Source organism: Pseudomonas sp. TWRC1-2, assembly GCF_049896685.1.
Lineage (GTDB): Bacteria > Pseudomonadota > Gammaproteobacteria > Pseudomonadales > Pseudomonadaceae > Aquipseudomonas.
The window spans coordinates 1-19,569 of the sequence record NZ_JAFCUU010000013.1 but is presented as its reverse complement, the minus strand read 5'-3'; the positions used below and the strand labels follow the sequence as shown (position 1 = coordinate 19,569).

The 19,569-nt window shown below is 62.9% G+C and carries 16 protein-coding genes; 12 read left to right on the top strand and 4 right to left on the bottom strand.

The genetic code is table 11. The features are described from left to right. From ACP7B3_RS27405 to ACP7B3_RS27365, 9 genes are all read left to right on the top strand, one after another. Positions 1–861, top strand: coding sequence for a branched-chain amino acid ABC transporter permease (locus tag ACP7B3_RS27405; protein WP_003215751.1), 861 nt, complete (start codon positions 1–3; stop codon positions 859–861). 1 nt (position 862) lies between these two features. Continuing rightward, positions 863–1,873, top strand: coding sequence for a branched-chain amino acid ABC transporter permease (locus ACP7B3_RS27400; RefSeq protein ID WP_145163705.1), 1,011 nt, complete (start codon positions 863–865; stop codon positions 1,871–1,873). Next, positions 1,870–2,619 (top strand): ABC transporter ATP-binding protein, encoded by a 750-nt coding sequence (locus ACP7B3_RS27395; protein ID WP_426182330.1) that lies wholly within the window; start codon positions 1,870–1,872, stop codon positions 2,617–2,619. The genes ACP7B3_RS27400 and ACP7B3_RS27395 overlap by 4 nt, the downstream gene beginning before the upstream one ends. After that, the gene (locus ACP7B3_RS27390; protein WP_145163701.1) at positions 2,619–3,314 is read left to right on the top strand and encodes an ABC transporter ATP-binding protein; all 696 of its coding nucleotides are present in this window, start codon (positions 2,619–2,621) and stop codon (positions 3,312–3,314) included. Before ACP7B3_RS27395 ends, ACP7B3_RS27390 begins: the two co-directional genes overlap by 1 nt. Before the next feature lie 13 nt (positions 3,315–3,327). Beyond that, positions 3,328–4,596, top strand: a complete 1,269-nt coding sequence (locus ACP7B3_RS27385) for a Zn-dependent hydrolase (protein ID WP_262209216.1) — start codon at positions 3,328–3,330, stop codon at positions 4,594–4,596. Then, positions 4,593–5,993, top strand: a complete 1,401-nt coding sequence (locus ACP7B3_RS27380; protein WP_426182326.1) for an amidase — start codon at positions 4,593–4,595, stop codon at positions 5,991–5,993. The genes ACP7B3_RS27385 and ACP7B3_RS27380 overlap by 4 nt, the downstream gene beginning before the upstream one ends. A 126-nt stretch (positions 5,994–6,119) precedes the next feature. Further along, positions 6,120–6,362, top strand: coding sequence for a hypothetical protein (locus ACP7B3_RS27375; RefSeq protein WP_426182323.1), 243 nt, complete (start codon positions 6,120–6,122; stop codon positions 6,360–6,362). Positions 6,363–7,103: 741 nt separating this feature from the next. Then, on the top strand, positions 7,104–7,781 hold the full coding sequence (locus tag ACP7B3_RS27370) for a sterol desaturase family protein (protein WP_426182320.1): 678 nt from the start codon (positions 7,104–7,106) through the stop codon (positions 7,779–7,781). Then, positions 7,778–8,878 (top strand): SMP-30/gluconolactonase/LRE family protein, encoded by a 1,101-nt coding sequence (locus ACP7B3_RS27365; protein WP_426182317.1) that lies wholly within the window; start codon positions 7,778–7,780, stop codon positions 8,876–8,878. The genes ACP7B3_RS27370 and ACP7B3_RS27365 overlap by 4 nt, the downstream gene beginning before the upstream one ends. Positions 8,879–8,924: 46 nt before the next feature. Here ACP7B3_RS27365 and ACP7B3_RS27360 read toward each other — a convergent pair whose 3' ends face one another. The 4 genes from ACP7B3_RS27360 to ACP7B3_RS27345 all read right to left on the bottom strand — a co-directional run bounded on the left by ACP7B3_RS27360 (position 8,925) and on the right by ACP7B3_RS27345 (position 14,809). Continuing rightward, on the bottom strand, positions 8,925–10,367 hold the full coding sequence (locus ACP7B3_RS27360; RefSeq protein ID WP_426182314.1) for a hypothetical protein: 1,443 nt from the start codon (positions 10,365–10,367) through the stop codon (positions 8,925–8,927). A 255-nt stretch (positions 10,368–10,622) separates the two neighbouring features. Beyond that, complete coding sequence (locus tag ACP7B3_RS27355; protein WP_426182312.1) at positions 10,623–11,687, bottom strand: lipocalin-like domain-containing protein; 1,065 nt, start codon at positions 11,685–11,687, stop codon at positions 10,623–10,625. Then, on the bottom strand, positions 11,677–14,139 hold the full coding sequence (locus ACP7B3_RS27350; RefSeq protein WP_426182309.1) for an FtsX-like permease family protein: 2,463 nt from the start codon (positions 14,137–14,139) through the stop codon (positions 11,677–11,679). Before ACP7B3_RS27350 ends, ACP7B3_RS27355 begins: the two co-directional genes overlap by 11 nt. A 1-nt stretch (position 14,140) precedes the next feature. Further along, the gene (locus tag ACP7B3_RS27345; RefSeq protein WP_426182306.1) at positions 14,141–14,809 is read right to left on the bottom strand and encodes an ABC transporter ATP-binding protein; all 669 of its coding nucleotides are present in this window, start codon (positions 14,807–14,809) and stop codon (positions 14,141–14,143) included. A 277-nt stretch (positions 14,810–15,086) separates the two neighbouring features. On the opposite strand from ACP7B3_RS27345, the gene ACP7B3_RS27340 reads away from it, so the two are divergent. The 3 genes from ACP7B3_RS27340 (at position 15,087) to ACP7B3_RS27330 (ending at position 19,148) form a co-directional block, all read left to right on the top strand. Further along, positions 15,087–15,761: a histidine phosphatase family protein gene (locus ACP7B3_RS27340; protein WP_242199521.1), complete on the top strand. Its 675-nt coding sequence runs from the start codon at positions 15,087–15,089 to the stop codon at positions 15,759–15,761. A gap of 187 nt (positions 15,762–15,948) precedes the next feature. Next, entirely contained in the window at positions 15,949–17,604 is a 1,656-nt protein-coding gene (gene arnT, locus ACP7B3_RS27335; protein WP_426182303.1) for a lipid IV(A) 4-amino-4-deoxy-L-arabinosyltransferase, read from the top strand. A gap of 26 nt (positions 17,605–17,630) precedes the next feature. Then, positions 17,631–19,148: an ArnT family glycosyltransferase gene (locus tag ACP7B3_RS27330; protein ID WP_426182300.1), complete on the top strand. Its 1,518-nt coding sequence runs from the start codon at positions 17,631–17,633 to the stop codon at positions 19,146–19,148. Positions 19,149–19,569: the final 421 nt, after the last annotated feature.

The following is a 19,569-nucleotide window of genomic DNA, read 5'->3' as shown; positions in this document are numbered from 1 at the left end:
ATGCTTAACCTTTACCTGTTCCAGATCCTCAACGGCCTTGGGCTGGGGATGATCTACTTCCTGATCGCGGTCGGGCTGACAATCATTTTCGGCCTGCTCAACTTCGTCAACTTCGCCCACGGCGCGTTCTTCCTGCTGGGCGCCTACATCTGCTACACCGCCGTGAGCCTTACCGGTAGCTTCTGGCTGGCGCTGCTGATCGCGCCGCTGGTGGTGGCCGCGCTGGCCTGGGTGATCGAGCGACTGTTGATCCAGCGCATTTATCACTTGCCGCACATGTTCCAGATCCTGGTGACGCTGGGTATCGCGCTGATCATCCAGGAAGCCAGCGTGATGATCTGGGGCCCGGTGGGCAAAAGCGTCGCCGTGCCGGAACTGCTGCGCGGCGTGCTGGTGGTCGGCGACTTCGTCTACCCCTACTACCGCCTGTTTCTCATTGTGTTTTCCGGGCTGGTCGGCCTGGGCCTGTGGCTGCTGCTGGAGCGCACGCGCTTCGGCGCCCTGGTGCGCGCCGGCAGTGAAAGCACCGAAACCGTGTCGCTGCTGGGCACCAATATCTTCCGCCTGTTCTCGATGACCTTCGCCCTCGGCGTAGCCCTGGCCGGCGTCGCCGGCGTGCTGTTTGCGCCCTTGCGCGGCGCCCAGCCCTTCGTCGGCCCGGAGATTCTCGGCGTGGCGTTCGTGGTGGTGGTGATCGGCGGCATGGGCTCGTTCAGTGGTGCGCTGGTTGGCGGTCTGCTGGTGGGCGTGGTGCAAAGCCTGATGACCACACTTTGGCCCCAAGGCGCGAGCCTGATGATCTACGGCGCGATGGCCGTGGTGATTCTGGTACGCCCTTACGGCCTGTTTGGGAGAGCCTGACATGAGCGAGAAAAATCCCCTGCCGTTTGCCAAGACCCAATCAAAAGCGATGTTGCTGTGGGTTCTGGCGGTACTGATCGGTTTGCCGTTGATATTGCCTTCGGCGACCCTGGCCACCGAGATCCTGATCTTTGCCATGGCCGCCCTGGCCTGCAACCTGCTGCTGGGCTACACCGGGCTGTTGTCGTTCGGCCAAGGCATCTTTTTCGGCGCCGGCGCCTATTGCGCTGCACTGTTGATGATCCACCTGCAACTGGGCCTGTTCCCTGCCCTGCTCGGCGCCGCCGTGGCGGGTGGTTTCCTCGCGCTGCTGGTGGGCGCCCTGGCAATCCGGCGCACCGGCATCTACTTCGTGATGCTGACCCTGGCGTTCAGCCAGATGGCCTACTTCGTCGCCTACACCCTGAGCGACTGGACCGGCGGTGACAACGGTCTGCTCAGCGTGCCGCGCCCGGAAATCCGCCTCGGTGACACCGTGCTGCTGTCGCTGGCCGACGCCCGCGCGTTCTATGGCTTTGTCGCGGTGCTGTTCCTGTTGATCTTCATCGGCGCACGCCGGGTCATCGCCTCGCCGTTCGGCAGCACCTTGATGGCCATCCGCGAAAACGAAACCCGCGCCTCGGCCATCGGCTACGACACGCGCCACTTCAAGATCCTGGTGTTTGTGCTGTCCGGCGCCGTCACCGGCATCGCCGGGGCGCTGTACGCGATGCTGCTGCACTTTGTGCCGCTGTCGAACATCGACCTGGCGATGTCCGAGAACATCCTGATCATGACCATCGTCGGCGGCACCGGTTCGCTGTTCGGCTCGTTGCTGGGCGCCGGTTCCATTGTGCTGCTGGGCGACTTTCTCTCCGACCTGTGGCCGCGCTGGCTGATGCTGCTCGGCATCATCCTGATTCTGGTGGTGATCTTCATGCGCGGCGGTCTGTGGGGCGGGCTGTCGTCACTGTTCGAACGCGTACGCGGCAGCCGCAAGGCCGACGTTGTGACCAAGGAGAAGCTGTCATGAGCATCCTGCTGGAAACCAAGAACCTGGAACTGGCCTACGGTGCGTTCCACGCGGTGAACGGCGTCAACCTCAAGGTCGAAACCGGCACCATCCACACCATCATCGGCCCCAACGGCGCCGGCAAGACCAGCCTGTTTCACTGCCTGACCGGCGAACGCCAGGCCACTGGCGGGGCGATTCATTTCGATGGCCAGAACCTGATGCGCAAACCTGCCCACGCCCGCGTCGGCCTGGGCATGGCGCGTTCGTTTCAGCTCACCAGTCTGTTCCAGAACCTCAGCGTGCGCGAGAACCTGCGCCTGGCCGCCCAGGGCCGCGACGGAGCGCGCGCCCTGAACTTCTGGCGCCGCGTCGACAGCAAGCGCGAGCACCTGGAAATGGCCGACCAGGTACTCGAACGCCTGCAACTCACGAGCCGCGCCGACACCCTGGCCGGCGAGTTGTCCCACGGCCAGCAGCGTGTGCTGGAAGTCGGCATGTCGATCTGCTCCAAGCCAAAACTGTTGATGCTCGACGAGCCCACCTCGGGCATGGGCATCGATGACATCCCGATCATGACCCAGTTGATCAGCGACCTCGGCCGCGACCACACGGTGCTGTTGATCGAACACAACATGAGCATCGTCATGTCCATCAGCCAACGCATCACCGTGATGAGCCACGGGCAGATCCTGGTGGAAGGCACGCCGGAATTCGTGCGCGCCGATGAACGCGTGCGCATTGCTTACCTGGGAGAGGCCGCCTGATGCTGATCGTCGAGAATATCCATTCCTACTACGACAAAAGCCACGTACTCGAAGGCGTGTCGCTGACCGTCAACCCCGGCGAGCTGGTGACCCTGCTCGGCCGCAATGGCGCCGGCAAGACCACCACGCTGCGCAGCATCCTCGGGATTATCTGCCCGCGCCAGGGCCAGATTCACTTCAACGGCCAGGCGCTGGTGGGCCAGAAGATCTTCGAAATCGCCCGCCAGGGCTTGGCGCTGGTGCCGGAGAACCGCGGGATTTTCCGCCTGCTGAGCGTCGAAGAAAACCTGCGCATCGCCGTGCGCAAGACCAGCCGCTGGCAGCTGGACGACGTGTACGGCATGTTCCCGCGCCTCAAGGAACGCCGCAAAAACGCCGGCCACGCGTTGTCCGGCGGTGAGCAACAGATGCTCGCCATCGCCCGCGCGCTGCTCAACGACCCCAAGCTGCTGATCCTCGATGAACCCACCGAAGGCCTCGCGCCGGTGATCGTCGACGAACTGGTGAAAATCCTGCGCAAGGTCAAGGACGACGGCCTGCCCGTGCTGCTGGTGGAACAGAACCTGATGGTCTGCGACAAGCTCGCCGACCGCCATTACGTGCTCGAACAGGGCCGCGTGGTGTACGAGGGCAGCGCCGCTGCCTTCCGCGCCGACCCAAGCATCAAGAACCGTTATTTGGCCCTGAGTGCCTGACCGGAGAGTGCCCATGAATAGTTTTGCGCAACCGCTCAAGAGCAACGCCCCGCTGATCAACCGCGACCGCCTGTGGCAATCGCTGATGGACCTGGCCCAACTGGGCGCCACCGTCAAAGGCGGCGTGTGCCGCCTGGCGCTCACCGACCTCGACCGCCAGGCCCGCGACCTGTTCGTGCACTGGTGCGAGGCAGCTGGGTGCAGCGTCAGTGTTGACGCCATCGGCAATATTTTTGCCCGGCGTGCCGGGCGCAATCCCGCCCTGCCCCCAGTGATGACCGGCAGCCATATCGACACCCAGCCCACGGGTGGCAAGTTCGACGGCTGCTACGGCGTGATGGCCGGGCTGGAAGTGATCCGCACCTTGAATGACCTTGGCATTGAAACCCAAGCACCGATCGAGGTGGTGGTGTGGACCAACGAAGAAGGCTCGCGTTTTCCGCCGTGCATGATGGGCTCCGGGGTGTTCGCCGGTCAGTTCGACTTGCAGGAAACCCTCGACAAACAGGACGAGCACGGCCTGTCGGTGGGCGCCGAACTACAGCGCATCGGCTACGCCGGTTCGCGCGCGGTGCTTGGCCACCCGGTAGGCGCGTATTTCGAGGCGCATATCGAACAAGGCCCGGTGCTGGAAGACCAGGCCACCACCATTGGCGTGGTCATGGGTTGCCTGGGCCAGAAGTGGTTCGACCTGACCCTCACCGGTGTCGAAGCCCACGCCGGCCCCACGCCCATGCACCTGCGCAAGGACGCCCTGGTCGGCGCCGCCGAAGTCGTCAGCGCGGTCAACCGTATCGCCCATCAGCAACAGCCACACGCCTGCGGCACGGTCGGTTGCCTGAGCGTGCACCCAGGCTCGCGCAATGTGATTCCCGGCCAGGTGCACATGACCATCGACCTGCGCCACCTGCACGCCGACAGGTTGCAAGCCATGGTCGATGAAGTGCGCGGCGTGATTGAAGCCACGGCTGCACGCCACGGATTGACGTTTGCGCTGACGCCCACCGCCGACTTCCCGCCGCTGGATTTCGCCCCGGCCTGCGTCAACGCCGTGCGTGACGGCGCAACGGCCTTGGGCTTGAGCCATATGGACATCGTCAGCGGTGCCGGGCATGACGCGATTTTCGTCGCCGAACTCGGCCCGGCCGGGATGATCTTTGTACCGTGCGAAGGCGGCATCAGCCATAACGAAATCGAAAACGCCGCGCCGGATGACCTGGCAGCAGGCTGCGCGGTGCTGCTGCGCGCCATGGTCAACGCGGCGCAGGGGGACCTGACATGAGTGAGATGGGCCAACTGACAGCAGTGCAACTGCTGCAGCATTTTCGCGACAAAAGCCTGTCGCCGGTGGAGGTCACCGAAGATGCTTTGCTGCGTATCGAGCGCTACAACCCGGTGGTGAACGCCTACTGCCATGTCGATCCTGAGGGTGCCTTGAGCGCTGCGCGCGCCTCGGAACAACGCTGGCTCAAAGGCCAACCCTGCGGCGCGCTGGACGGCGTGCCCGCTTCGATCAAAGACCTGACGCTGACCCTTGGCATGCCCACCCGCAAGGGTTCACGCACCACCTCCGCCGACGGGCCGTGGGACGTGGATGCGCCCTTCTCGGCCCTGATGCGCAAGGCCGGTGCGGTGCTGCTGGGCAAAACCACCACCCCGGAATTCGGCTGGAAAGGCGTCACCGACAACCCGTTGTACGGCATCACCCGCAACCCGTGGGACACCCGCACCACCGCAGGCGGCTCGTCCGGTGGCGCGGGCGCGGCGGCGGCGTTGAACCTGGGCGTGCTGCACCAGGGCAGCGATGCCGGTGGCTCGATCCGCATTCCGTGTGCGTTCACCGGCACCTTCGGCATCAAGCCGACCTTCGGCTACATACCGCAGTGGCCGGCCAGCTCGATGACGATTCTGTCGCACCTGGGGCCGATGACGCGCACGGTGGAAGACACCGTGCTGATGCTGCAAACCGTCGCGCAGCCGGATGCGCGCGATGGCCTGATCGGTGCGCCACGGACCACACCGTGGCTCAAGCCGGGTGCGAATTTGCAAGGCTTGCGTGTGGCCTACAGCCCGACCTTCGGTTATGTGGATGTCGACCCGCAGGTGGCCAACGTCGTCGCCCAAGCCGTGCAAGGGTTGGTGCAACTGGGCGCGCATGTCGAGCAGATCGACCCGGGTTTCAGTGACCCGCTGGAGGTGTTCAGCACCTTATGGGCCGCCGGCGCCGCCCGCCTGACCAGCACGATGAGCGAGGCGCAAAAACAGCTGCTCGACCCTGGCCTACTGCGTATCGCGCAACGCGGCGAACAGCTGAGCCTGCGCGACTTCAACGACGCCCTCGAAGCCCGCGCGGCACTGGTGGCGCGGATGGCGGCGTTTCATGAGCATTACGACGTGCTGGTGTCGCCGATGATGCCCATCACTGCGTTCGAGGCGGGGCACAACGTACCACCGGGTTCGGGCCTGAACGAATGGATGGAGTGGACGCCGTTTACCTATCCCTTCAATCTCACCCAGCAACCGGCGGCGTCGGTGCCGTGTGGGTTGGCGGCGAATGGCTTGCCGGTGGGGCTGCATGTGGTGGGCGCGCGGTTTGCCGATGAGCAGGTGCTGCGGGTGTGTCAGGCCTATGCCCATGCGTTCCCCACGGAACACCTTGAGGCACCTCGGGTGTTCTGAACTGCGGCGTTCGACCGCGGACTGCGGTGTGCATCGGCGGTTGCGCCTGGCTTATAATTCGCGCTTCATTTTTTGTTGCGCGGATTGTTTCAGATGCTATTTACAAGGACCGTTCTGGCGAGTGCAGTGCTCGCCCTCCTGCCCATCGTGGCCCACGCTGCAACGCTGGATTTGACCTACGAAGCGCCCGTCACCGAGGCCGCGCCACAGGCTGCACCGGCGACGGCCAAATCGTTGTTCCCCATCAAGACCCAGGCGCCGGTGACCTTCGACTACCACTGCAAGGGCCCGCGTTGCCAGTATGAAGATGACCTGGAGCCGCGCCACGAGGACCAGACCACACAGAGCTGGTCCGTCGGTATTCAATAACGATCAGGCGGCTTTTCGCTGGGATGCTATTAGCGGTGGGGGGTTTTGGGGGCGTATCCGTTATTGGGTGATGGCTGAGGTTGGTTTCGCCCTTACGGCGAGTCACTTTGGAAAAAAAGCCCCAAAGTAACCCAAGGACTCTTGCCCCACCACTCGGCCAGCGCGGTTTAACCGGGCGCCTAAGATCAAGATCAAAAAGCAGAGCACAGCGGCCTAGTAGCCGACCTGAGTGGTAGAAGCAAAACCGAGGCGGCCTGACAGCCGACCTGATCCTGAGAGCTGAACTCAATCAAATGTGGGAGCTGGCTTGCTCGCGAAGGCGGTGGGCCAGTGACACATGAGCTGACTGACCCACCGCATTCGCGGGCAAGCCCGCTCCCACATTTGGATCTCTATGCATCAGGTAGATGGGTTTCGTTTGTACTCGGTCAAAGGTGGGAGCTGGCTTGCCTGCGATGGCATCTATTGGTTATGCCTGACACACCGAGGTGCCTGCATCGCAGGCAAGCCAGCTCCCACAGAAAAGCAAAGCAGTGCGGTGGTGGCGGCTGAACTCGGTCAAATTGTGGGAGTGGGCTTGCCCGCGAATGCGGTGGGTCAGTGACACATGAGCTGACTGACACACCGCTTTCGCGAGCAAGCCCGCTCCCACATTTTGATCGGTGTACTGCGCAAAAACTCGCACATTCCCCACCAGCAACTAAGCTCAGCCTCCAACAAAAAAATACCGAGCTGACCGCCATGGCCCACCCTACCGAGACCTTCCGCACCCGTTATCGCGCGGCCATAAGCCGCCATTACCACCCATGGCTGCACGCCGGTTTCGTCCTCGGCTATGGCATTTTCTGCATCACCCTCGCCTGGTCCTCCACCGAACACATCACCCCGCTGCAGTGGCTGACGGTGCCCCTGACCCTGGTGTTCTTCAACCTGTGCATCTACCTCGTGCACCGCCACCTCGGCCATCACAAACACACCCTCGCCCGACTGTTTTATGCGCGGCACACCGGCGACCATCACAGTTTCTTCACGCCCGGCCACATGACCTACGACAGCCCTCGGGACTGGCGCGTGATCCTGTTCCCGGCGTGGCTGATCGTGCTGCACAGCCTGGCCATCACCCTCCCCGCCTGGTGGATGCTCAAGCAGCTGAGCCCCAACATCGCCGGGCTGTTTGCCGGCTGCATGATCCTCGGTTACTTGCTCTACGAGGTGTTCCACGCCTGCGAACACCTGCCTGCCAACCACCGCGTGGCACGCCTGCCGTGGATCCGCCAGATGCACCAATTGCACGCGCTGCACCACCGCCGCGAACTGATGCAGGGGCGCAATTTCAATATCGTCCTGCCGCTGATGGATTACCTGTTCGGCACTCTGCACTGGGAACCGAACGCCCACGACAACCAGGAACAGTCATGAGCCACCGCCGTCAACATCTTCGCCATGGGCTATTCGTTGTATCGCTTGCGCTGATCGCCTTTCTGCTGCTGATGCCCACCCAGGTACAACCGGTGAACTGGGCCCCGCCCAAGGCGCCCTCGATGACGGACGGCACCTACGCCGAGAATCAGCGGCTCAAGGCGGTGCAAAGAATCGGCGCCTCGGACATCGCCGGGCCCGAGGCCTTGTTGCTGGATGCCCAGGGGTTTCTGATCAGTGGCCTGCAGGACGGGCGCATCATCCGAACATCGCCCGACAGCCACATCCTGGAAGTATTGGCCAATACCGGCGGACGCCCGCTTGGCCTGGCGTTGCACCCGGATGGGCGTTTGATCATTGCCGATGGGGTCAAGGGCTTGCTCGCGCTGGATACCAATCGGCAACTCACGCCGCTGAGCAGCAGCGCGAACGGCTTGCCGTTTGGCTTTACCAATGACGTGACGGTCGACGCCAGCGGGCGTTTTGCCTATTTCAGTGACGCGTCAAGTCGCTGGGGCTATGGCCAGGATGGTGAAGCCGTGATTGAACATGGCGGCGATGGTCGGCTGTTGCGCTATGACTTTGCCACCGGCCTCACCGAGGTGTTGCTTGACCAGCTGCAATTTGCCAACGGTGTGGCGCTGGGGCCGGATGAGAACTATGTGCTGGTGAACGAAACCGGCGCCTACCGCATCAGCCGCTACTGGCTCAAGGGTGAGCACGTGGGTAGCCACGACCTGTTTATCGACAATTTGCCAGGCCTGCCGGACAACCTCAGCTTCAACGGCAGCGATCGCTTCTGGGTCGCGCTGTATTCGCCGCGCAACCCGTTGCTGGATGGCTTCGCCGGCTATCCGTTGCTGCGCAAGGTGATGGTACGGGCGCTGATGGTGGTGCCCAAGCCCATTGAGCGCAAAGCTTTTGTGCTGGGGCTGGACACCGACGGCAAGGTCATCGCCAACTTGCAGGATGGCAGCTCGGGCAATTACTCGCCCATCACCACCGCGCGTGAATACGGCGACTGGTTGTACCTGGGCTCGTTGAAGAGCACGAGCATGGCGCGCCTGCCACTGAAGCAGGCACTGGCCCGCGAATGAAAAGGGCAGCCCGGATGGACTGCCCCTTCATGCTTGCGTCAATGGATCAGTGGATGATGTCCTGGGTGCAGATGTGCCCGAAGGTCACGTACGCCACATTGTCACCGCCCACCCCCACACCGGGGAACTCGTCCAGCTCGATACGCCAGCCGCCGAAGTTGAAGGTGGTGTCCCAGTTGTATTTCACGCCGGTGCTGCTGTCCGGGTATTGCACGCGGTAATCGCCGAAGCATTCACCGAGCGCGGCGCTGGCCAGGGAGGTGCCGGCGCTGTTGGTGCTGGCCTTGAAGTCGGTCCAGTGGTACTCGGCGCCCACAAAGCGCTTGTCAACGCGCAGCACTGGCGTAACCCCCAACAGAGGCGCGCCCGTGGAGTCGGACCAGTTGGTGGTCCAGTTCAACGTGCGCGCGGCCTGGGTCGCCATCCAGAATATCGAGGCCGGCACCCGCACGATGTTGTCGCCCTTCACATCCGACGCATTCAACCGTGGCGTAGAGCCAAGGCTCAAGGCGTACTGCTTGGCCGGGTCCTGTGCCACGCCCGGGTTGGCACGTACGCGCACCTTGACGGTGGTGCCCGGCGTGACGCTCGGGTAGGTCGACGTGGAACCGGCCGGCACGGTGACCCAGTTGGCACCGTCGAAGCGCTCGAAGAGCCACTGGTTGCGGCTGCCATTTTCATCACCCGCCAGGTACATGCTCACGCTTTGGCCGCGCACCGCCTTGAAGTCGAAGTAATCAACGTCACTGGCGTTGTCGAGGTTGCCGGTCACCTTGTTCATCGAGTCCGGCAGCGCAAAGGCATTTTCCGGTGTGTCGTTGGGCTCAAAGGCGTCGATGTTGGTGTCCACCGCCACACCAAAACTGAACTGCGCGTTGGTGGCGGTCTTGGCCACCATGAACCAGTAGTAATCGCCCGCTGGCAGGATGCCGTCCAGGTATTCATCGGCATTGCCTGGGTTATCGGACGTATCGATCAATTGCGGGTTGCCCTGGCCGTCATCGCGGAACAGGCTCAGCGACATATCGGCGCCCGCGCTCTGGTTGATCAACTGCACCAATACACGGGCGTTGTGCGGCAGGTTGAAGTGGTAGGGAAACTCCTGGCCTGTTTGCACCTGGTCGATGGTGTAGAGGGTGTTGATATCCAGGGTCGGAAACAGCGGCTCAAAGGCGGCGACGGCAGCACTTTTCAGGTTGGCCTGGCTCGGCTTTTTCAGCTCGCCGATGGCAGTGTTGAACGGTGCGGATTTGGCCGCCTTGCCAGCGGGTTTTACCTTGCCGTTTTTGGCGTCCAGCAGCTTTTGCAGCAGCTCGTCCGGGATCGGCACGGGCGTCAGCGTGCCACCCGGTTTCAGCGCATCGATCACGCCTTGGTTGACCGTACCGGGGGTGAGTATCGAAAGGGTTGGCTCGGCCAGGGCAGAGGCCGAAATAAAGCAGGAGGCCATCATGGCCGCGCCCAGCATAAGGGCTTTTGTCGGTTTCATTTTTTATCCATCCATAGTTAAAAAATTGAAGCTCAGGTGATCGGTGACATCCGGTCACCTGGGATGGAATGTAGAACATGACTGTATATATGTACAGTACTTTTATGGGTTTTTTCACGCTCGGTTTGAACCGATCCAACACAGGCCGTCGGCTTACCAGACACGCCAATACGGCCCGGACACAAGTCCAGGGGCGCGCATTCACATTGGGAACTTGCCTACCTGACAGAGAAAAAGCGCCTGCACAAAGGCGCGTTAATACCCGGTCATTTCCAGATACCCCACCCCGCCCTCAAACTGCACCGGCCCTTCCCAGTACGGAATGCTCAGGTTCATCCAGGCCTTCGGGTTGACGGCCTGGGGGGTGATATCCAGATGCTTGCCGGGGATTTTCAGTGACCAGCGCGTCGGAATGTGGCGCCCGTCGATTGCGGTGGTGGTCAGTGGCGTGAGCTGGATATCGGCGTTGTGCAGCGTCTCGGTGCGGCCCTGTTGATCAATCCAGGTGCCGGTGAGATAGCCCGCGCCGTCTGTTTGCCGAACGCGAAACAGCATCAACTGCTCGCCGCGATCCAGGTGCAGGGAAAACCAGTCCCAGCCGGTCTGACTGGCCGCCAGTGGTTGGCTGCTCCATTCACGGTCGAGCCACGCTGGGCCGCTGACCTGATAGGTGATGCCGTCGATGCTGACAGTGCCGGTCGCGTTGAAAAACGGCTGGCTGTAGTAGTACGACGCCTGGCCCTGATCGGATTTGCGGCTGTAGCCGTTGTCACCTTGCAGCACCAGTGGGCGGCTGGAGGTCAGGTGCAGGTCGTAGGCAAATTGCGCGCCGCCGGCCTTGAGTTGGATCTGCGCCAGAGGGCTTGCGGCGCCGGGGCGGGTAGTGAAATTCCAGTCGTCGATCCAGGCGTTGAACGGCACCGCCTGGGCGCCGGCCTGACCGATCCCGCCACGCGCGTAGCGTTCGGCAGCGTAATGGTGAGTGGCAGAGGTGACAGCGGCGTGGCCGAGCCAGATCGTGGAGTCGTGCCAGCCGGGTTGCGTCGGCCCCGCCTTCAACGCGTTGCGAAACAGCGTCCATTGCACGCCGAACACATTGCCCTGGGCGTCCTTGAGGTTAGCGGTGACGTACCACCACTCAATGCGAAAGCCGTCATGGGGGCCATGGTCCTCGGGAAAACTGAAGACCTTGCCGGGCACCACCTGAGCAAAGTCCGCCGCATCGCTGCCCAGGCCGGCGAAGCTCTCCGGCGGCGCGGGGGCTTTGTCGCACGCGGCCAGCAACAGCAAGGCGGCCCACAACCACGCTTTAATCTTCATTGGCAAACGTCCTCAGCAAATCCGCCGGGCGACTGCGGTACAACTGCCACAACGGCCAGGCCGAGGCCAGCAAGGTGGCCAGCAGCGCCAACCCCAACAACTGAGCAAGCTGCCACGGGAACACCTGCAATGGCAGGCGCCAGCCGAATGCCTGCACGTTGATCACCGCGTCCAAGCACCACGCCAGCACCAGGCCCAGCGGCAACGCCAGCACCAGGGTCAGCACCGCCAACAGCCAGGTCTGGCCCAGGTTGAGCAACATCAATTGCCGACGCGTCACGCCCAGCGCCCACAGGGGCGCGAGTTGGCCCAGCCGGCTCTGGCTCTGGGTCAGCAGGCTGATAAACAGCGCCACGCCGGCCACGCCGAGGGTCAGGCTGTTCAAGGCGGCGGTGGCGGCGAAGGTGCGTTCAAACACCTGGCTCGACCAGCCTTTGAGTTGTTGCTGATCGACGATGCGGCTGTCATCCAGGGCAAACGTGCGCTGCACCTCGCGCACCAGCGTTGGCACGTGTTGCGGCTGCACCCGCAGGTTGAAGCGGGCCGGTGTCAGCGTCGGCCAATGCGCCAGCAGGTGCTGCGAATTGACCAGCAGATGGCCTTTGGGGTTGCCGTAGTCGGCGTAAATCCCCACCACCTTGGGCGACCAGAGCCCCTGAGGCGTGGGAATCGCGACGGCATCGCCCAACTGCACCTTCAAGCGCCTCGCCAATTGTTCGCTGAGCATGACCGTGTCGTCTTGCAGCAACTGGTCCCAAGGCGTGCTTGCCGCCTCCAGCAACGGCCAGTGCTGGCGGTAGGTTGGGTCGTCGACCACGCCGAACACATCCGCCGGCCAGCCCTGCAGTTGCACAGCAACCTGCCAGGTCGGTAGCACCGCCTGCACCAAGGGTTGCTGCGCCAACCACGTCGCGAGTTGCTCGGCCTGAGCCGGGTTTTGCGGGTTGAGGTACAGCTCCGCCGTCAGGCGCTGCTCCAACCAGTTATTGAAGGTCTGGCGAAAGCCCGAGGTCATGGAGCCCGCGCCGATATTCGCCGCCAGGGCCAGCAGCAAAGCCATCAGCGCCAGGCTCAAGGCCGGCAACTGCTGGCGACAGTCGGCAAGAAACCACTGGCCGAGCACGGAGCGGCTACGCCCGAGCACCGCCGTCAGCAGCCCATTGAGCACCACTGGCAAACCGAGTGCCGCGCCCAGCAGCAAGGCGGCCATCAACACAAAACCGGCCGCCAGGCTGTCGCCCAACCCTAGCGCCAGCAGTGCGATGACCAGCGCGGTAGCCGCCACCCAACCCTGGCGTCGCAACCAGCGCGCGTGCGCGTCATGCCAGGCCTGGGCATTGGCCAGTGCCAGCAGCGGCAAGCGCGCCGCCCGCCACAGGCTGCTGCCGCCGGCCAGCAGCGCGCCGACGAGGCTCAGGCCCAGCCCGGCCATCCACCACCACGGGCTGAGGCTCAACTGGCCCGGCACCTCGGCGCCGTACAGCCCACGTAAACTTGCGGCGACATCCGGCAGCAGCAGGCTCGCCAACAGATACCCGCTGGCGACACCGAGCACACCGCCGAGCAACGACAACACGCCGAGCTCGACGCCCAGGCTGAGGATCAGCATGCGCGCGCTGACCCCGCAGGCGCGCAACGTACGCAATAACCCGCGCCGTTGTTCCAGCGCCAGGCCGATCGCGGCGTGGACAATAAACAGCCCCACCACAAAGGATAAAAAGCCCAACGCGTCGAGGTTCAAATGAAAGCTTTCGGTGAGGCGCGCGAGGTTGTTGTCTTCACCCTGCTTGAGTTGCAGCGCGGCCGGTGGCGTGGGATGACCGGCGGCAAAGGCTTTGTCCAGCAGCAGGCGCGACAGCTGCCCCGGCATGCCCAGCAGCGGTTGGGCAAAACCGATATCGGTCAGCAACAGGCCCGGAGCCATGTCCTGCTGAACCTGCAACGGTGGCAAGGCTTGCCCGCTCGCGGTCAGCGGTTGCTCGCCCTCATGCAACCCCAGGGCCGCCAGGGTTTGCGGTGCGATCCAGGTACGCCCCGGCGGGTTGAAAAACGCGATCATTTGCGCCTGGCTCAACCGCTGCCCCGCCACTGCGCCGCCGCCGGGCAACGACAGCGGGTCGATACCCATCAGTTGCAGGCGCAGGTCCTCATGCCCCTTGAGCTGCAAGCGGCCCTGCACCACGGGCGATACCGGCCACCCGGCACGGCGCAGCTCGGCAAACAGCGCCTGAGGGAAGCTGGCAGCGTCCGGCGCACTGAGGCTGGCTTGCGGCTCACCGCCGATCAATTGACTGGCGCGTGCATAACTGTCCCGCGCCTGGCTGTTCAGCGCCTGCACCCCGGTCAACAGTGCGGTGGCCAGCCACAGGCCGGTCAACACGCTGAAAAACTGCACCGGGTGACGCCGCCAATGGCTCAGCAGTGCGCGCAACGTCCAATAAAAAACGCTCATCTCAACGCGCGTCCGCGGGCACTACACGGCCGCGATGCAGTATCACTTGCTGGTCCAGGCGCGCTGCGATGCGCGGGCTGTGGGTGACCATCAACAGGCTGGTGTCGCTGTCACGCAGCAGGTCCAACAGCAACTGCAACACTTCATCGCTGGTGGCTTCGTCCAGATTGCCGGTCGGCTCATCGGCCAGCAGCAAGCCGGGGCGCGAGGCCAGGGCGCGCCCCACCGCCACCCGTTGCTGCTGACCGCCGGACAGTTGCTCGGGGTAACGCTTGAGCAAGTCACCCAGCCCCAGGCGCTCCACCAATTGTGCCTGCCACTGCGGATCAAAGCGCCCTGCCAACCGCGCCTGGAACGCCAGGTTGTCCTCGACGCGCAAACTGCCGATCAGGTTGAATTGCTGGAACACCAGGCCGATTTCGGTGCGCCGCCAGTGAGCCAGCTGCGCCTCGGTCAGTTGATCCAGGCGCTGTGTGCCAACCTGGATGCTGCCGCCGTCCACGCGGTCGAGCCCGGCCACCAGATGCAGCAGCGTGCTTTTGCCGCTGCCCGACTCGCCCATCAGCGCAAGGCTACTGCGTTCGCCCAGGTGCAAATCGACGCCCGCCAACACCGTCAGCGGGCCCTGCGGCGTGGCGTAGCTTTTAAGGACACCGTGCACCTGCAACATAAGAGCGCTCACGTGAAAGACTGCAAACGAGAATAACGGCTCATAGTCGCGCCCACGCAATTTTTTCACATTGATTTCACCGCCCGCCTACCCTCGCCCCACTAAATTGCCCACCACACGCCAAGGGTCGGCAACTCGTTAGTTGCCGGCCGTGGCCACTTTTAACCGCTGGATGTTCAGCGAAAAGACAGCAGCCCTATGACAGCCTCTTGCTTAACTTCGGGCATCCGTCGAAGCGTTGCGCCTACTTCAATAAAAACAGTGCAGTACAGTGCCCATGGTGAATGATGTGGTTGACCTTACCCTGACCAAACCGCGCTCGCGCCGCGGCTATATCAAGTGGTTGCGAAAGTGGTGGGCGGGCCTTGCAGTCATCGCGCTGCTGCTCGCCGGCTTCCTGCTGTGGCCCTCATCACCGCGTGACCTGAGCGTGGGCAATCGCTTGCTGAGCTCGCAAGTGCTGCCCAGCTGGCGCGATGGTGACCTGATCGTGCTGGTGCGCCATGAAGAGCGCTGCGACCGCTCGACAAACCCCTGTTTCGGCGGCCCCGAAGGCCTGACAATCGTCGGCACCCAACGCGCGCAAGAACTGGGCAAGGCCTTCCTCAAACTCGGCATGGAAGGCAGCGACGTGCTCGCCAGCCCCGCATTGCGCACGGCCCAGACCTCACACTTCATGTTCGGCAATGCCGAACTGACCTCCGGGCAGCAGGCGATCTGCGGCGCGGCCATTGGCGAAGAGCTGCTCAGCCACAAGCAGCCCGGACGCAACCTCGTATTTGTCACCCACAGCGGCTGTATTGCCGACTTCGAAAAGACTCTGGGTTACCCGCGCGCAGCGTTTCCCGAGTACGGCAGTGCCCTGTTCGTTCGGGTCAAGGCCAACGGCAAATTCGAGACCCTGGGCATCATGAACAACTCCGCGTGGCCCGCCGTCCTGAAACAACTCTAGACACTTTTTTACATATACCCACCTGTATGTTCAGCAAACCGACAGCCCTCTTCTGGCATGTTTAACTGCGCCTGTTACTTCAGGACGTCATGAATATTTTCAGTGACTTAGTGAACTTAGTGACTCTTTCTACTATTACTTACATGCCTCAGTACTCCACCGTTAAACGTCAAGGAGCGACGTTTTGATGACCCGTTTGAAACCTCTGCCGCTACTGTTGCTGGCCTTCGCCGTGTTCTACCTGTTGCCCTTGGGGCTGCACGGTTTATGGATCCCGGATGAAACCCGCTACGCCCAGATCAGCCAGGAAATGCTGCTGAGCGGCAACTGGGTGGCGCCTCATTTCATGGGCGTGCGTTACTTCGAAAAACCTGCCGCCGGCTATTGGCTGATCGCCATCGGCCAGTGGGTGTTTGGCGAAAACCTCTTCGGGGTGCGCATTGCCTCGGCCTTGACCACGGGCCTGAGCGTTCTGCTCGCGTACCTCATCGCCCGCCGCCTGTGGAACGACCCACGCAAGAGCTTCGCCTGTGCCCTGCTGTACATGAGCTTCGGGCTGGTGGCAGGGCAAGCGGGTTACTCCAACCTCGATCCGCAATTCACCTTGTGGGTCAACCTCAGCCTGGTTGCTCTGTGGTTCGCGCTCGACAGCCGTACCCCACGCGGCCGGCTCGGCGCCTGGGCAGTGCTGGGCGTGGCCTGCGCCATGGGGTTCATGACCAAGGGCTTTCTGGCCTGGCTGTTGCCGGTGCTGATCGCCGTGCCGTACATGCTTTGGCAGCGACGCCTGGGTGAACTGTTGCGCTATGGCCCGCTGGCGATCCTGGTGGCGGTGGTGCTGTGCCTGCCGTGGGTGTGGGCGATCCATCTGCAGGAACCGGACTACTGGCGCTTCTTCTTCTGGCACGAGCACATCCGCCGCTTCTCCTCCAACAATGCCCAGCACGCCAGGGCCTGGTGGTTCTTCCTGCCGATCATGGTGGTGGCGTGCCTGCCATGGGCGGCGCTGTTGCCCGCGACCGTGGTCAACGCCTGGAAAGACAAAGGCCAGCCGGCGATTATTTTTCTGGCCTTGTGGCTGCTGCTGCCGCTGGGTTTTTTCAGCCTGAGCAACGGCAAGCTGCCGACCTACATCATGCCGTGCCTGCTGCCGCTGGCGTTGCTGATGGGGCATGCGTTGATCGACCTGATCAACCGCGGCAAAACGCGCAGCCTGCGCATTAACGGCCTGTTCAATTTCGCCATCGGCCTCGGCGCGATGGCGACCCTGATTTACCTGCAAATCGACAAACCGTTGTACAGCAACAGCCACGCCGAGATGTACAGCCTGTCGCTGACCTTCATCGTGCTGTTGGGCTGGATCCTGGCAAATCTGCTGCAAGCCTTCCGCCCGATGACGCTGTGGGCCATGCCTGCGCTGGCCATCGGCGTGCTGGTGGCGCTGCTGCCTGCCGGCATGCCGCAAGAGATCACCGATACCGAAATGCCCGACCAGTTCGTGCTTGAGCATCTGGATGAACTGCAACAAACCCATGCTTTGATCAGCAATGAACTGGGTTCGGCCTCGGCTTTGTCCTGGCGCTTGCGCCGCCCTGATGTGGCGTTCTACGACACAGAGGGCGAGCTGCGCTATGGCCTCAAATACGCAGATTCGGTGCACCGCAAAGTCAGCTTTGAAAATGTTCAGCCCTGGCTGAGCGAAGCCCGCCAACAAGGCTCGGTCGGCGTATTGATGCGCGTCAGAAGCACCAGTGAACATCGCGAAGAAGGGCAACTGCCACCCGGAGGCCAGCGCTATCGCAAGGGCGCCATGCTGCTGATCATCTATCCCAAACTTCCTTGACGTGATGCCCACCGTGAGAGCCGCCGATGAATTTCTGGAAAACCGAACGCGGCGCGCTGGTGCTGCTGCTGGGCGTCTCGGCGTTACTCCTGCTGCTGGGCCTGGGCAGTCGCGATTTGTGGGGGCCGGAGACCCGCTGGGCCAACATCGCGCTGCAGATGCTGCAAAGCGGTGACTACTTCGACCCCTACCTCAAGGGCGCACCGTATTACGACAAACCGCTGCCCTCTTATTGGCTGATTACCGCGTGTGCCAACCTGATGGGCGGGCTCGGCCCGTGGTCGCTGCGCCTGCCGTCCGTGATCGCGGCCTGGCTGAGCATCTGGCTGGTCTACCTGATCGGCGAGCGCCTGTTTCGTAAAGGCACCGGGCTGATTGCCGGCTGGATGCTGGCGACCACCTTCTACTTTCTGTTCTGGGCCCGCGTGGCCACGGCCGATGTGCTGACCGTGTGTGGCGTGCTGTCGGCGGTCTGGTGGTATTGGCGCGGGCCGGATGACACGCGGCTGGGACGCTACACGGTATTTTTCCTGCTGCTGGCGGCAACGTCGCTGTTCAAAGGCTTGATCGGCTTTGTGTTGCCGGGCCTGGTGCTGTTGCCGCATCTGCTCAGCGAACACCGCTACCGGCGCCACCTCAACCTGCGCCTGCTGCTGGCCATGCTGATCGCGGCGGCGTTCTATTCGATTCCCTTCGTGTTGTCCCACTTTTACGGGGCCCCCACCTATGGCGAGAGCGGCCTTGAACTGGTGTTCAAGGAAAACGTGGTGCGCTTTTTCGATCCCTTCGACCACATGGGGCCGATCTATACCTACCTGATCTACCTGCCCGCCTACACCCTGCCCTGGGCGCCGTGCTGGTTGCTTGGCCTGTGGCTGGCGCTGCGCCATTGGCGCCAAACACCGCCCAACGTGCGCTGGCTGGTGTGGGGCCTGGGCCTGCTGTTTGTGTTCTTTACCGCCAGCGGCAGCCGCCGCAGTTATTACGTGTTGCCCCTGGTGCCTTTCGCCCAGTTGCTGGCCGCCTGGTGGCTGAGTGAGCGCCTGCAACAACAACCGGCCCGTTGGCCGCGCTGGCGGAAGGCTTTTGGCATCACCGCCGGCGTGTTGCTGCTGGTGCTGGGCGTGGTCTACCCCTGGACCACCGGCAACGGCGGCGTCACCCGATTCGCCGAGGATGTGCACGCCCAGGCGGTGAAAAGCGCGCCGTGGAATCAGTGGCAGATGGTGCTGGTGGAAGTCGACAACAAGGTGCCGATGTACCTGCAAAACGGCGGCAAGCCGTTTTACTACGTGAGCGAAACCCAGGACTTCCCACGCCAGGGCGACAGCGCCGCCCTGATGGCCTGGCTGGAAAAAACCAGCGGCCAGGGGTTTGACCCGCAGCACACGATCATCGTCGCGCAATACTCAAAGGAAGACCCGACGCCGTTGGCCTACCTGGGCACGGATCATCAGGTGATCACCACGCAGCCGGACAATGGCGAGCGGCTGTTCCAGAAACGTTCGGGCGGCAGCGTGGCGTTTATTCCTGTGCCACGCTGACAGGCCCACTCAGGCGTTGCGGGTCTTCACCTGTGCGTGGAACCCCGCCAGCGCTGCCTGTGGTTTTTCCAGCGTCCGTTGGTGGCTGCAATTCTCCAACACTTGAAACACTGCGCTCGGTGTCAGGCCGTTGGGCGGGTTTCATCAGCGCGTTGAACATGGACAGGCGACGGGCTTGGTGCGCTTGGTGGTGGGTCAGTGAGTTGGCTGAGCTGGGGGTGTATATCCGTTATTGGGTGATGGCTGAGGTTGGTTTCGCCCTTACGGCGAGTCACTTTGGAAAAGCCCCAAAGTAACCAAAGGGCTCTTGCCCCACCACTCGGCACCTCGCCTAGGCTCGGTGTGCCCTCACGCAGGCTTTGGAGCGTGGGCCGCCGCGATGGGCCATCCATGGCCCAACACGGCTAAACCGGCGTCCTGC